Below are 14162 nucleotides of genomic sequence, written 5' to 3'. Positions count from 1 at the left end.
TATCGACGGTTCATAGGCTCCGGCCACTGCGAGGCTGTGCCCGAGAAGGGAAACACGACCCATGGCCCCATCGAAACGTCCGATCCGGATGGTCCCCGCCAGGCGGCTGGCGAGTGCCGCCACGATCGCGCTCCTGCTCGGCATGGTTCCCCTACTCGGCGGCACACCGGCCGCGAGCGCCGCGCCGCCCTCCCGGTGCAGCGACGACCCGACGGCGCGGTTGAGCACGGTGCCCACCCCGGAGAACGTGCTCGGCTTCCCGCTCGGCGCGGGCCAGGAGCGGGTCGTCACCAACGACGAGATCCGCACCTACCTCGGGGCCGTCGACCGCGCCTCCAGCCGGGTCGTCACCGGCGTGGCGACCACAAGTGTGCTCGGCCAGCCGCTGCCCTACGCGGTGGTGTCCAACGAACGCCACGTGCGGCCCGCCGCGCTACGCCAGATCGCCGACGACGTCCGTGACCTGCGCGACCCGCGCCGGACCAGCGCGCGGACGGCCGCCCGGACGGCGAAGGACAGCCCGGCCATCGTCTGGGTCACCGCGAACGTGCACGGCGGCGAGAAGAGCGGCGCCGACGCGGCCCTCAAGACGCTGTACGAGTTGGCGGCCGGCCTGTCCTGCGCGGTCGCCGAGCGCAACGACAGCTTGGTCACCATCATCGTCCCCACCCAGAACCCGGACGGCCGCGACGCCACCCGGCGGCAGAACGAGTTCGGCTTCGACCTGAACCGGGACTGGTTCGCCCGCACCCAGCAGGAGACCGACGGCAAACTCGAACTGCTGCGCCGCTACCCGCCGCAGGTGTTCATCGACGCGCACGAGATGGGTGGGCGGCAGTACTTCTTCCCGCCCAACGCCGACCCGATCCACCACGAGATTGCCGGTGAGGCGGTGGACTGGATCAACCGGATCGGCGAGGCCAACAAGGCCGGCTTCGGCTTCAACGGGGCCTGCGACGAGACCGTCACCACCGAGTGCTACTTCAACTACGACACCTACGACATGTTCTTCATGGGCTACGGCGACACGGTGCCGACCACCGGCTTCGGCGCGGCCGGCATGACGTACGAGAAGGGCAGCGCGTCGGCGGTGGCCGATCGGGTCCAGCAGCAGTTCCACACCCAGTGGTCGACGCTCGGCTGGGCCGCCGCGCACAAGCGTGAGGTGCTGGACGGCTACTTCGACATCTGGACCGACGCGCTCGCCCAGGGCCGGGCGGGCACGCTCGAGCCGAACGAGGTGGTGCAGCCCACGAACGAGGTCCAGTTCCCGGTGCCGGACCTCACCATCCGCTCGTACTTCCTGCTGCCCGACCGGCAGCTTGCCGACGTCCGCCAACTCGTCGAGCGGCTGCGCCGGATGGACGTCGAGGTGTACGAGGTGCAGAAGCCGACCCGGGTGCCCACCGCGCGGGTCTTCGGCGGGCGCAGCGCCACGAACGTGACAGTGCCCAAGGGCGCGTACTGGATCCCGATGGACCAGCCGCAGAAGCACTGGATCCAGGCCATCATGGGCGAGGACCCCTACGTCCCGTTCCCGTACTTCTACGACGTGTCGTCCTGGAGCAACCCGCTGCTGATGGGCATCAACACCATCTACACCGGAGACACCGTCCGGCCGAGGGCCGAGCTGGTCCGCACGGTCTCCGGCGGACGCAGCGGAGCGGCGTGGCCCTGGGGGTCGTACACGTACCCGTTGGACTCGGCCGCCGCAGCGGAGCTCACCTTCACCCTGCTCGGCCGTGGCGTCCCCCTGGTCCGCGACCTCACCACCAGCACTGTCGCCATCCCGGCGGCCAAGCTGAGCCGGACGGTCGACGGGCTGGCCGAATCCCTCGGGGTCACCCTCACCCCGGGCGGTCGACCCGCCGGCACCCGCCTCGACCTGCCCGACGTGGGGTTGTTCCAGGGCACCGGCATCTCCACCACCTCCGGCTCGCACGGCGAGGCCCGCTACGTGCTCGGCAAGCGGTGGGGCCTCGACCTGAAGCCGGTCACCACTGCCGACATCAACGACAACACCGAGGCGTTCACCGGGCGTACCGTGCTGCTGGTGCCGGACGGCAGCAGCGCCACCGGCGGTCTGACCGCCGCCGGGCAGGCCAACCTGCGCGACTGGATTGGCCAGGGCCACACCTACCTCGGGCTGCGCAACGAGGGCACCCGGGTGGCCCGGGCCGCCGGGCTCACCTCGACCACCGAGAAGACCAAGCCGGCGGACTACCTGGTGATCGGCTCGCACCTGCGCGTCGACGTCGACCAGGACAGCCCGGTGGCGCTGGGTCGCCCGGCCGAGGACTTCGAGTTCAACAACAGCGACCCGATCCTCACCCCGAGCACCACCGGGACGAACGTGCTCACGTACCCGACTGGTGACACCTTCTGGGCCAACGGTTACACAGTCGGGGCGGACACGCTGAAGGGCACGGCTGCCGTCGTCGACGAGCCGACCGGCGCCGGTCGGGCGGTGCTGTTCGCGTTCAATCCGCTCTTCCGCGCGTACAACGAAAATGGTCTGCACCTGGTCGCCAACGCGCTGCTCTACCCGGCGAACCCGCCGGGCGCCCGACGCACGCCGGGCACCGACGCGGCGCGCGCCAGCGCCGCCGCCGCGCCGGTGACGCCGGACCTGGGCGGCGGGTGGCGGCCGATCACCATCCAGGTGGCGGCCGGCGACCTACCCCGCACCCGGGCGATCGTCGAACGCTTCACCGCCGACGCGCGGGCGTCCGCGAAGAACGACTCGGCGTACGTCGTGATCCCGAACCCGCAGGGGCTCCAGGTGGACGAACACCCGTTCGCGCGTGATCTGGTACGCGCGCTGAACGCCGCCAAGGTGCCGCTGCGGTCCGTGGTCGGCTGACCAACCCCACACAGCGAAGCGCCCGCCCCCTCGACAGGGGGCGGGCGCTTCGGCGCGTTCGGGGTCCGGTTACGACCGCCTGGCGACCTCGGTGACGAAAGCCCGCCAGGCCACCGGCCCGAAGGCCAGCGCCGGCCCTTCGGGGTCCTTCGAGTCACGCACGCCCACGATGCCGGGCAGGTTGTCCGCGACCTCGACACAGTTGCCGCCGCCGGAGCCGCTGCGGGTGGGTTTGCGCCACGTAGCGCCGATCAGGTCCATGAGGTCACCACTTCTTCCATCAGATCCAGTGACTGCCGGCGGGGCAGCGCCTCGCTGCGAACCATTTCCCACCTCGACATGAGGGTATCCACATCGTCGTCACGGTCGATGACGACGCCACCAAGTTGGTTCTCCATCTCGGCCACCCACTTGTGGTCGGGCAGCCGCGCCAGGCTGAATGGCCCGGTCAGGCCGACGTGCATGCTGACCTCGTCCGGCAACAGGTGGACGCTGATGTTCGGCCGCTCCGCGAGGGTGGTCAACTGCTTGATCTGACCCGCCATGACGTCGCGGAAGTCCGCCCGGGCCCGGCGGAGCACCGCCTCGGCGATGACGGCGATGAAGTGCGGGGCTGTCGCCTTGGTGAGGGTCGTTTGCCGGTCGAGCCCGGTGGGCGAGACGCTTCTCGACCTCGTCGTCGCTCAGCGTGTCGTTGCAGCGGATGACGGCGCGGCCGTAGCTCTCCGTCTGGAGCAGACCCGGGACGAGGCTCGGCTGAAAGCACCTGAGCTGCGTTGCTGTGCGCTCCGCGTCCAACCACGGCAGGAACCACGACGGGGCACCGAGCTTGCCCACCATGCGCTCGAACAGCCCGCCGTTCTTGAATGCCCGGTCACGCCGTTGGCCGGTGTGGAACGCTTCGCTCGACTGGAACCCGCGAACCATTGCCTGAGCGTAGTGGCATCCACAGCGGAGTGTCACCAACGGCGCGGCTGGTGGGGACCCGAAACGCGGCGGCCGCGATCGTGCCGGGGCCCGTGCAGATCTTGGACAGTTTCCGTTACGCCGTAACGGAAACTGTCCAAGATCTGGTGGTGATGCGGGGTTCAACGGCGGAAGTTGTCCGGCGCCGACGGTGGTGGGCCGGCCGGGGTGTCCGTTCGGGACAAGACCGAACACGCCGCTGACCAGAGCGGACATCGGCGTCTTGTGCGGAACAGACCGCAGCGGTGGAAATCCTTTCAGCATCGTCAATACGCTGAGAAAGATTCGTCAAGCCGATACCACCCGGTCATGGAGGTCACGCATGAAGGTCCAGCGTCTTGGGCTCAAGCTGTCGATGGCGTTCGCGGTAACCGCCGCCCTCGTTGCCACAGGTTCACCAGCCTTCGCCGCCCACAACGACAACACCGACATGACGCTCTGGGACGGCAACGCATCGTGCCAGGCTGGTCGCATCCAATTCGTCGACTACGGCGAAGGCGCACCCGGCGGCGGCATGAACGACGACTACTTCATCGTGACGGACACGTGCGCCAATGGCGACGGAGTCCTGGGTCGCGTCTACGTCAATGACGTCCTGATCGACACCCGCTACAACGGTGGCGGATCCGGGTCGTCGGTCATCTGGGATCCGGCTCAAGTCTACGCGAACGACGTGGTCCGGATGGACATCTGCACGGCGGACGGTCCTGAGGACTACCTGGGCTACCCCTGCGCTACCAGGATCTTCCGCAGCGTAGACGGCTGACGGTAGCCGGAGGGCGGGCACCGGATGTGGCAGTGCCCGCCCTCGGGTCGGCTAACGGACATCCACCGGGCCGGATCACGACAGCGCTCCCGGCACCCGTCGGCGCAGGCTGGCCGGGATCTGTGCCGACCGTCGGCACCCGGAGGAGGCTCGCGGCCCATGGGTGTAACCCGCGCAGGGACGGCGGTGCTCGCCGGCGGTCTCGCCCTGTTGCTGCTGGCCACCACTGTCGGGTGCAGACGGTCGCGTCCGTCGCCGGCGCCGACAAGCGGCACAGCGACGGTCGGCCTGACCGTCAGCGCCGGCCAACCGTTGTACCGGGTGGGCGAGCAGATCAGCCTACGACTGAAGCTGGTCAACAACCGCGACGCCGAGTGCCGCCTCAGTCGCGTGCCGGACGGGGCGGTGACGGTCATGTCGTTGACCCGTGACGGCACGGCGGTGGCACCCGCGGTCGGCGGCGCCGCCTACTACCGGGATTTCACCGCGTACCTGGCCGAGAACCTGGTGCGGGTGCCGCCGCGTGGGTCGGTGGAGCTGACGTTGGGCAGCGACCCGCAGAGCCCGGTCGGCGCGGCGCTGACCACCTCCGCGCCGGACGGGCGGGGTGGGGCCAGCATCACCTGGTGGCCGGTCGACCAACCGGGGGCGTACCGGCTGGTGCTGGGCTACCTGCGCGCGCCGCTGCGCGGTGTGCCGGCCGATGCCTGCGCCGCGACGGCCGAGCAGGGCACTGTCGCGTTCGAGGTGAGGGGCGGATGATCGAGATGGGACGCCGAATGCGGCTCGGTCTCGTGTTGGCGGGAGTGCTGGTGCTGCTCGCCCCATCGGCGGCCTCCGCCAAGATCAGCGTTAACAGCGACCTGCAGGCGGAGTACGCGGGTTGTGTCGGCCAGATTCGCAGCTCCGGCAACGGCAGGGTGCTGGAGGAACTGGAACGCTCCGGAAAGACGATCAAGGTCCGTCGGCCCTACTTCGGCTCGGAGAGCAGCATCACAACCCACGTCCCGGGTAGCGACGTTCAGATCAACTGGGTGCCGGAGAACGACGGGCGGAAGCTGGACGACGAGGGTCCCGGCTTCACCGAGGACCAGTGCGCGACCCTCATCCACGAGATGAACCACGCCCTCGACGAGGTGAACGACACCAAGCGGGGCCAGTTCTGCACGCAGGGCGGCCAACAGGCGAGCACCGTGGACCCCTCCGAGGTGCACGCGGTGTTGGCGGAGAACGCGTACCGCAAGGCGGTCGGCGTGCCGCTGCGCCCGTCGTACGGTGGGATGAAGCTGCCGTCCAACGGCAAGGACTGCGACCAGCCCAAGCCCCGACCACCCGGTGGTGGTGGTTGTTCGATCTCGGTGATCGGTAAGGGCTACCGGTGCGCGAACAGCAACGGCGACCCGCACCTGCTCACCTACGACGGTCTCCGGTACGACTTCCAGGCCGCCGGGGAGTTCGTGCTGACCCGTTCGACGTCCGACGACTTCGAGGTCCAGGTACGACAGACGATGTTCCCGGCCAGCTCGGTGGTGGCCGTCAACTCGGCGGTCGCGGTGCGGGTGGCCGGCGACCGGGTCGGCGTGTACGTCACACCCGACGGTCCGGCGGTCCGGGTGAACGGCGCCGCCCCGGTGTCCGCGCCCGACGGGGTGAAGCTGCCGCGCGGTGGCACCGTCACCACCTGGGGAGACGGCACGGTGACAGTCCAGTGGCCGGACGGCGCTCGGCTGACCGCGCAGCCGATCGGGGTGTGGGGGCTGAGCGTGAGCGTCAGCGCGCCCACCGCCCGGGCCGGAAATCTGGAGGGTCTGCTCGGCGACCACGACGGTGATCCCGGCGACGACCTGACCGTGCGCAACGGGAAGAGGGTGCCGCAGCCGCCCACGTTCGACGCGTTGTACCCCGGCTTTGCCGACAGTTGGCGCGTCGAGGCCCAGCGGTCGCTGTTCGACTACGAGCCGGGCCAGAACACCGGCACGTTCACCGACCGGCGCTTCCCGGACCGGCTGCTCACCGTCGGGGACCTGCCCAACCGGGCCACCGCCGAACTCGTCTGCCGGCGGGCCGGCGTCACCGATCCGCAGATCCTCGCCGACTGTGTGCTCGACGTCGGCCTCACCGGACAGGTGGTGTTCGCCGAGGACGCCGCCCGCGCTCAGCGTGACGTGCCCGCTGCCGGTGATGTCGACCTGGCGGTGACCCGGGCCGGCGCCACGGCCGCGATGAAGGTGCCGGGCCGGGCCGGTCAGAAGATCTTCGTGGAGGTGCCCGCCGCCACCGTGCCGGATCGCTGCGGCGTGTTGCTGTTGCTCGACCCGCAGGGCCGTCAACTGGCGACTGGCTGCGTCATCTCCGGTGTCGGCTTCATCGACACGACCACGTTGACCGCCACCGGGGACCATCAGGTGGTGCTCGACCCGTGGGATGCCGACCTTGGCCGGGCGACGGTACGGGTCGTTGCGGTGACCGACGAGGAGAAGACGCTCACGCTGGACGGGCCCGCGGTCCGGGCGACGCTCGCCCAACCGGGCGCGGTCAGCCGCCTGGCCTTCGACGGGCGCGCCGGTCAGAAGGTCTTCCTCCAGGTCACCGACGCCACACTGCCCGACCGCTGTGGCCTGCTGCGCCTGCGCGATCCGGCCGGCGAAGAGCTGACCAGCGGCTGCGTGATCGGCGGTCAGGGGCATGTCGACGGGTTCGTCCTGCCGGCCAGCGGCCGGTACGTGCTGGAGGTCGACGGGGCCTCCACCGACACCGGGACGGCCGACGTGCGGCTGCGCGACGCCAGCGACGAGCAGCGTGACATCGTCGCGGACGGACGGGCGAACACGCTGTCGGTCAGCAGGCCCGGTGTGGTGAGCCGCCTGCGGTTTCCCGTCGACAGCGGTAAGCGCCTCACCGTCGAGGTGAGCGCCGCCAGCATTCCCGACCGGTGCGCGGTTCTGACCGTCACCGGCCCGGGCGGCGAGGCGGTGGGCAGTGGCTGCGTCATCGGTGGTGCCGGGCGCTTCGAGGTGGGCCCGCTGCCCATTGGCGGCACGTACTCCCTCGTGCTCGACCCGTGGGCGGACGAGACCGGGTCGGCCACGGTGACGGTCCGGCAGGTCGGTTGACCGGGCGACCGACTGGCCCGAAGGGAACGGGCCAGCCGGTCGCTGCGGCGTCAGCCGGTGGCGCAGACGGTGCCGTTGAGCGTGAACGCCGTGGGCAGCACGTTTGGCCCTCCGTACGCGCCGACGAAGCCGGCGCTCACGGTGCCGCCGGCGGCGATCTGCCGGTTGTCGGTGGTGGGCGTGACCCGCACCGAGGTGCCGACCTGTTCCCAGGTGGCGCTCCAACCGCTGCTCACCTGCTGCCAGCCGGTGGGCCAGGTCCAGGTGAGCGTCCAGCCGTTGATCGGGCTGGACCCGTTGTTGATGATCTCGACGCCGCCGATGTAGCCGTTGCCCCAGTCGTTGCTGGTGGTGAAGCGGACGGTGCAGGTGCTGGCGGCGGGGCTGCCGGTGGCGAAGGTGAGCGGCGGTGAGGCCCAGGAGACCCGTCCGGCGGTGTCGCGGGCCAACACGTTGACGGTGTACCTGCTGCCCGGCACGAGGTTGTCGACAGTGAACGAGGTGGTCGTCGTCTCGCCGAGCTGCTCGCTGACCGCGCCGTGCTGCCGGTGCACCTCGTACTTGGCGATCGGGCTGCCGCCCGGGTTGGCCGCCGGCCAGGTGATCGTCGCGGCGCGGTCGGTGACGCCGCTCGCGGTCGGCTGGCCCGGTGCCGCCGGCCGTCCGGCGCTCGCGGTGGCCGGGCGCAGCACGAGCGTGGTCAACGAGTACGCCGGCAGCGTCCGGCTGGTCGCCGAGCCGGACTGGCTGGTGGCGATGCTGGTGGCGCCGTTGGTGAGGGTGGAGACCGTCGGCGCGACGGTCGACGGGGTGAACCCGGCGTAGTCGATGGTGACCGGGTGGGCGTTGTCCGGGTCCTTGTTCACCAGCAGCACGGCGAGGTCACCGTTGCCCCGGCGGACGGCGTGGGCGGTGACCAGTGGCTCGTCGGTGCTGGCGCGAACGAACTGGTCGCCGGTCTTCGCGAAGAGCTTCATCATGCTCAGCCCGTGGTACGGCGCGAACGGTGTGTTCAGCGGCGGCTGGCAGACCGAGCCGTCCTCGGTGCAGGCGCCGCTGGAGAGCATCCCGAAGTCGCCGTAGTCGGTCTGGCCGGCCACTTGCGTCACGGTGCCCATGCCGTTGTGCACGTTCCACCAGTGGACGGTGAAGACGCCGTTCTCCAACAGTCCGCTGTAGACGTCGGCCAGGAAGAGCGCGGCCGGTTGGGTGTTCCGGCCGGCGTCGACGTTCAGCTCGGTGAAGCTGATGCCGATGCGGTCGGCGTTCGGGCCGGCGTACCGGGCGAGTTGCTGCCGCAGCAGGTAGGTGGCGTCGGGGAGGTGGTTGACGCGGGCCAGCGACTCGGCGGCGGTGCCGCCCGGGTACCAGTGCACGTCCACAAAGTCGATCTTGGGGCCGGCGATGGAGAGCACCGTCTGGTTCCACGGGCCCGGGTCGCTGCCGGCGGTGATTCCGTCCGGCCAGTTGCCCGGCATGGTCAGCACCGCCCCCACCTTGATGGTCGGGTCGACCGCCTTCATCGCGTCGGCGTACTCGACGACCAGCCTCGCGTACTGCGTCGCGCTCTTGTCCGGGTGGTCGTCGGCCTCCCACGCGGACCCGTAGTGGCCGTTGCCATAGTTCTCGTTGCCAACGGTCCAGTAGCGCGCGTCGTAGCCCTTTGTCACGTTGGCGTACCGCACCCAGTCGGCGGCTTCGGCGGGCGTGCCGGTGCCGTAGTTCGCGATGATCATCGGTTGGGCGCCGACGCGCCGGACCGCCGCCATGAAGGTGTCGAAGTCGGTGCCCGGGGCGACGTAACCGCCGGGCGCGGTGTGGTCCTTCCAGTGGTAGATGTCGGCGTACGAGCCGCCGGGGTAGCGCATCATCTGCACGCCGGCATCTTTGAGCAGGTCCGACGTCTCGGCGGTGCCGAGGTTCGAGTCCCAGATGGCGTGGTTGACGCCGAGAGCGGTGTCCGGCACGGTCGCCAGACCCGCGCGGGTGTTGACGGTCACGGTGACCGGGTCGGCCGCCGCGCTGGCGGTTGGTGGGTTGACGCCCGCGAGCGCGCTCGCGGCGAGCAGCAGGCCCGCCAGGAGTGCTGTGCGGGTCTTCGGTTTACGCATGGGCGGGATTCCTTCGCGCAGATGAATCGCCCGCCGGTCAGGGTGCGACCCGGTGACTGGCGAACTCGTGGACGGGTGACTCTCGTTGGTCCATCGCTTGTGTCACCGTCCCCCGGGATCACATCTGGATCCCGGCTGCCCAGTGGACGGACGTCAGCCCCACGCGCGGCTCTTCATCGACGTACCACAATGGCACTGTCGGTTCGACAATCTCAAGGTGCGTCAGGCGTCGTCTTCGCCGCGCTCGTGGCGCCCCGAACGACGCCCACGGACACTGACGGCAGCCAGCAGAGTGACGACAGCGGCGGCCAGTTGCAGCACGCCGACGAGCAGATCGACCACGCCGGAGACGGCGGTGGCGTCTGGCAGATGGGTCATGAGACGGCCTCCGGGTTCGTGCCCACCGTCCGCTTCCTGCGGAAGGCCCTCCCCCGGGCCCAGCGGTAACCGCTTGAGCGCCGCCGTCATTGTGGCATCCACTCTCCACCGAGCGGAAGACGTCAACGCCCGACATGAGATCGACAAACGTCATACGTTACAGCTTGACGAACGACATGTTATCGCTCACAGTCGATGCGAGGCGATCAGCGTCCATGGCTCACCGGGAGGGCCGTCGCTGGTGGGCCTCGGTGGTCAGGACGTCCCTGGGCAGGCGAACGTCGCATCAGGATCTGTCAGCAGCCGCCGGTGACGCGCGGCGGACGTCGTGCGCCTCGGGACCGCCCGGGCGCTGCCGTCGACCGCCTCCGCCGGGCCGCCATGCTGCCGCCGGGTCCCCGACTCACGACAAGAGGAACCGCCGATGAGATCAAGGATCACACTGCTGGCCGCCGCGCTGGCGACGGCCCTGGCGACGATGACGGCAGTGGTCACGGCCGCCACCCCGGCGTCGGCCGCGACGCTCACCCAGGTCACCAACTTCGGCACCAACCCGACGAACCTCCAGATGCACCTGTACGTGCCGGACCGGGTCGCGGCCCAGCCGGCACTGCTCCTCGCCCTGCACTACTGCACCGGCAGTGGTCCGGCGGTGCACAGCGGCTTCGGGCTCAGCGCCCTCGCCGACCGCTACGGCTTCATAGTGATCTACCCGTCGGTGACCCGGAGCAGCAAGTGTTGGGACGTCTCGTCACCGCAGGCCCTGCGACGTGACGGCGGCAGCGACCCGGTCGGCCTCAAGTCCATGGTCGACTACGTCCGGAGCCGCTACCCGGTCGACGCCAACCGGATCGGCGTGGGTGGCTTCTCCTCCGGCGCCATGATGACCAACGTCATGGTCGGCCTCTACCCGGACCTGTTCAATGCCGGGTTCAGCTCCTCCGGGGTCCCGTTCGGGTGTTTCGCCACCTCCAACGGCGCGGAGTGGAACAGCGAGTGCGCCGGCGGACGGATCGTCAAAACCGCGCAGCAGTGGGGTGACCTCGTCCGCAACGCCTACCCCGGCTACTCGGGCAAGCGTCCCCGGTTCCAGATCTGGCACGGCACCACGGACACCACGCTGAGCTACGTCAACTTCGGCGAGCAGATCAAGCAGTGGACGAACGTGCAGGGTGTGTCGCAGACCCCCAGCTTCACCGACTCCCCGCAGGCCAGCGCCACCCGGACCCGGTACGGGGGCACCGGCGGCACGGCGCCCGTGGAAGCGATCAGCTTCCAGGGGTACGGCCACTCCATCCCGTTCGACGCCGCGCAGGCCGTCCGGTTCCTCGGCTTCGACACCACCAGCCCGACCACCCCGCCGCCCGGCGGCGCGGCGGCGCCGCTGCGCAACACCGCCGCCAACCGTTGCCTGGACGTCCCGTCCCGGTCGCAGACCAACGGCACCCAGCTGGCGTTGTGGGACTGCAACGGCGGCACCAACCAGCAGTGGACGTCGACGGCCACGAAACAACTCCAGGTGTACGGCACGAAGTGCCTGGACGCCGAGGGCGCCGGGACCTCGCCGGGCACCCGGGTGATCATCTGGGACTGCAATGGCGGCACCAACCAGCAGTGGAACGTCAACACCGATGGCACGGTCACCGGCGTGCCGTCCGGGCTGTGCCTGACACCCAACGCCGCCGGAACCGCCAATGGCACCCCCGCGGTCCTGTCGAGCTGCAACGGCTCGAACAGTCAGCGGTGGACCCGAAGCTGACGCGGTGACCGACGTCGGTGCCGCTTCGGCGTACCCCGTCGGTTGCTGGTGCGACGTGTGGCCCGGCTCGGACAGGCTCCCGAGCCGGGCCACCGGTCGGATCGGGCGGCCACCCCTGCTCAGCGGTGGCCGGCGCGGTGCTGCCACGGCCGACGATGATGGCGCGTGGCTCGGGCCAGGTGGCGTCCCGCTGCTCGGGCCCGGACTCCGAACAGCGGGACGCGACCCGGGGGCCAGGCTGGGACCGACGGTCGTCATCAGGGCGGCCCGGGTGTGGGCCGCTGCTCAGCGGTGTGCGCTGGGCAGGTGAGCAGACCGGTCGTCGTCGCAAGACTGTCCCGGCTGCTGCGGTGCCCTGGAATCCCGGTGGCCGTTCATGCCTCGGCCGCGTGGCGCGCGGGTCGCCCGGTGGTGGTCTCGGGCCGTCTCGCGCCGGCCACGTGCCACCCGCCCCACGCCACGATCGTCGTCCGTCACGCCCAGGGCCAACGGCGACAGCTCCGTCACGGCGGCCCGAGGTCGTTCGAGTATCGACAACTGTCCGTCACGTTAGCGCTAACAGTGAGCGATTGTCCATAGACAACAGGCTTCCTTTGCCTGCTACGGAGTGGTTCGCGTGTACGCCGATGACAGTCGTGCGCGCGGGCGGAATAGCCTTGCCGCATGCGGGGACGATTCGGTGCGGCCAGGCGGTGGTACGGGGAGCACCGGCGGTTGGTCCGCGGCACGGTCCTCGCGCTCGTGGTGGGGGCGGTGGCGCTGACCGGGGGCACGGTGGCCAGCGTGAACTGGATCCGCGACACCGCGGAGGGCCACCTCTACGGCGAGGCCGAGGTGCCGGACGCGCCGGTCGCCCTGGTGCTGGGCACCAAGGTGGACGCGGACGGCACGCCCTCACCTGTCCTCGCGGCCCGGTTGGAGATCGCGCGGCGACTGTTCGACGCCGGCAAGGTTCGGGCGATCCTCGTGTCCGGCGACAACATGAACGCCGATTACAACGAGCCCGCCGCGATGCGGAGTTGGCTGGTGGAGCGGGGTGTGCCAGCCCACAAGGTGGTGCCGGACTACGCCGGCTTCGACACGTACGACTCGTGTGCGCGGGCCGAGCGGATCTTCGGGGTACGGCGAGCCACTGTGGTGACCCAGACCTTCCATCTCCCGCGCGCCGTGGCGCTGTGCCGGCGCCTGGGCATCGACGCCAACGGCGTGGGTGACGACAGCGCGAAGCGGTACGCCCAGACCTGGTGGTTCAGTTCGTCCCGGGAGAACGGCGCCTGCCTGAAGGCCGCGCTGGATCTGCTCTCCGGTCGGGATCCGGCGCACCTCGGCCGCCGGGAGACGGGCGTCGACGACGCGTTGCGCGTCGGCTGAACGCAGGCGCGGCTTCTCGTCGACGGACAACACTGGCATTGTCGGCCCGAAGAGATCTCCAGGGGGCTGAAGCAATCCGGGGACAACACGCAACGCCACCGATTGGTAGCGTGGCGATGACTAGGCGGTGGTGGCCGTCGATGTCATCGGGAGTCAGCATGTGGGCGGACGAAGCCGCGTTGGACGCCGTAGGGCGCCGCCTCGATGAGTGGGAAACATCGATGGCTGATCGGGCCGCCCGCGCCAAGGCTCTGTCCACACAGGGGCAGGCACTCACCGGCACCGCCACCAGCTCTGATCGTTTGGTCGAGGTAAATGTCAACGCGAGCGGCTTGCTGATTGGCCTGCGGCTCGATGAATGCATCCGGCAATACTCCTCGGCCCAGACCGCCCGTCATATCATGGCGACCACCAGAGCCGCCCACGCCGATCTGCTGAAGAGGCTCACCGAGGCGACCACCGAGACCCTTGGTGACGGCGACCCTACCGGCCAGGCCATTATCGACTCCTACCAGCGCCGCCTGGGCCCGGACGAAGGCCCGCCAGATGCCGAATGATGATGGCTTCCAGGTCGACCCAGACGACCTGACCTCCCACGCCGCTCACATCGAGCGCAACGCTGACGGCCTGGACACCGCGCGCCAGGCCGGTCAACACGTCCAGTTGAGCGCCGACGCATACGGGCAGCTCTGCGCGATCATGCCCCTCCTTCTCGATGGCCTGCAACGCACCCTGGTCGACTGGGCCTGCCCCGTTTTGACGGACATCCGAGATCAGGGGACCTGGGGTCTCCGGGAGGATGTCCATCATCATGGAGAGCATGGGGAAGAAGCGG

At 69.9% G+C, this 14162-nt stretch carries 12 protein-coding genes and 1 pseudogene; 8 read left to right on the top strand and 5 right to left on the bottom strand.

All coding sequences use genetic code 11. The features are described 5' to 3' along the window. The first annotated feature begins 88 nt into the window (after positions 1-88). Positions 89-2863 (top strand): M14 family zinc carboxypeptidase, encoded by a 2775-nt coding sequence (locus ABZU74_RS25320; RefSeq protein ID WP_355428524.1) that lies wholly within the window; start codon positions 89-91, stop codon positions 2861-2863. Positions 2864-2932: 69 nt separating this feature from the next. Here ABZU74_RS25320 and ABZU74_RS25315 read toward each other — a convergent pair whose 3' ends face one another. The 3 genes and pseudogenes from ABZU74_RS25315 to ABZU74_RS25305 all read right to left on the bottom strand — a co-directional run. Continuing rightward, positions 2933-3124 (bottom strand): DUF397 domain-containing protein, encoded by a 192-nt coding sequence (locus ABZU74_RS25315; protein WP_355428521.1) that lies wholly within the window; start codon positions 3122-3124, stop codon positions 2933-2935. Beyond that, on the bottom strand, positions 3115-3456 hold the full coding sequence (locus ABZU74_RS25310) for a Scr1 family TA system antitoxin-like transcriptional regulator (protein WP_355428661.1): 342 nt from the start codon (positions 3454-3456) through the stop codon (positions 3115-3117). Before ABZU74_RS25310 ends, ABZU74_RS25315 begins: the two co-directional genes overlap by 10 nt. Before the next feature lie 115 nt (positions 3457-3571). Continuing rightward, positions 3572-3703, bottom strand: a pseudogene (locus tag ABZU74_RS25305) (Scr1 family TA system antitoxin-like transcriptional regulator); the annotation flags it as partial. 448 nt (positions 3704-4151) lie between these two features. Here ABZU74_RS25305 and ABZU74_RS25300 point away from each other — a divergent pair. From ABZU74_RS25300 to ABZU74_RS25290, 3 genes are all read left to right on the top strand, one after another. Next, a complete protein-coding gene (locus tag ABZU74_RS25300; RefSeq protein ID WP_355428518.1) occupies positions 4152-4595 on the top strand; it encodes a hypothetical protein in 444 nt (147 codons plus the stop codon). A 159-nt stretch (positions 4596-4754) separates the two neighbouring features. Further along, positions 4755-5357, top strand: coding sequence for a hypothetical protein (locus ABZU74_RS25295; RefSeq protein ID WP_355428515.1), 603 nt, complete (start codon positions 4755-4757; stop codon positions 5355-5357). After that, complete coding sequence (locus tag ABZU74_RS25290; protein ID WP_355428512.1) at positions 5354-7708, top strand: VWD domain-containing protein; 2355 nt, start codon at positions 5354-5356, stop codon at positions 7706-7708. The genes ABZU74_RS25295 and ABZU74_RS25290 overlap by 4 nt, the downstream gene beginning before the upstream one ends. A 50-nt stretch (positions 7709-7758) precedes the next feature. On the opposite strand, the gene ABZU74_RS25285 is transcribed toward ABZU74_RS25290, so the two are convergent. Further along, a complete protein-coding gene (locus tag ABZU74_RS25285; protein WP_355428509.1) occupies positions 7759-9819 on the bottom strand; it encodes a cellulose binding domain-containing protein in 2061 nt (686 codons plus the stop codon). A 222-nt stretch (positions 9820-10041) separates the two neighbouring features. Beyond that, positions 10042-10197 (bottom strand): hypothetical protein, encoded by a 156-nt coding sequence (locus ABZU74_RS25280; RefSeq protein WP_355428507.1) that lies wholly within the window; start codon positions 10195-10197, stop codon positions 10042-10044. Between the two features lie 424 nt (positions 10198-10621). Between ABZU74_RS25280 and ABZU74_RS25275 the strand changes: the two genes are divergently transcribed. The 4 genes from ABZU74_RS25275 to ABZU74_RS25260 form a co-directional block, all read left to right on the top strand. Beyond that, a complete protein-coding gene (locus ABZU74_RS25275) occupies positions 10622-11956 on the top strand; it encodes a PHB depolymerase family esterase (protein WP_355428504.1) in 1335 nt (444 codons plus the stop codon). A gap of 663 nt (positions 11957-12619) precedes the next feature. Next, positions 12620-13327 carry an ElyC/SanA/YdcF family protein gene (locus ABZU74_RS25270; protein ID WP_355428501.1) on the top strand — a complete coding sequence of 236 codons (708 nt, stop codon included), beginning with the start codon at positions 12620-12622 and terminating at the stop codon, positions 13325-13327. A 158-nt stretch (positions 13328-13485) separates the two neighbouring features. After that, positions 13486-13884: a YbaB/EbfC family DNA-binding protein gene (locus ABZU74_RS25265; protein ID WP_355428499.1), complete on the top strand. Its 399-nt coding sequence runs from the start codon at positions 13486-13488 to the stop codon at positions 13882-13884. Next, on the top strand, positions 13874-14162 hold a 289-nt coding region (locus ABZU74_RS25260; protein WP_355428496.1), incomplete at its 3' end, for a hypothetical protein. The genes ABZU74_RS25265 and ABZU74_RS25260, both read left to right, overlap by 11 nt.

The sequence above is a fragment of the Micromonospora sp. NPDC005171 genome (assembly GCF_040608575.1).
Lineage (GTDB): Bacteria > Actinomycetota > Actinomycetes > Mycobacteriales > Micromonosporaceae > Micromonospora.
This window is presented reverse-complemented; position numbering and strand designations above follow the sequence as displayed.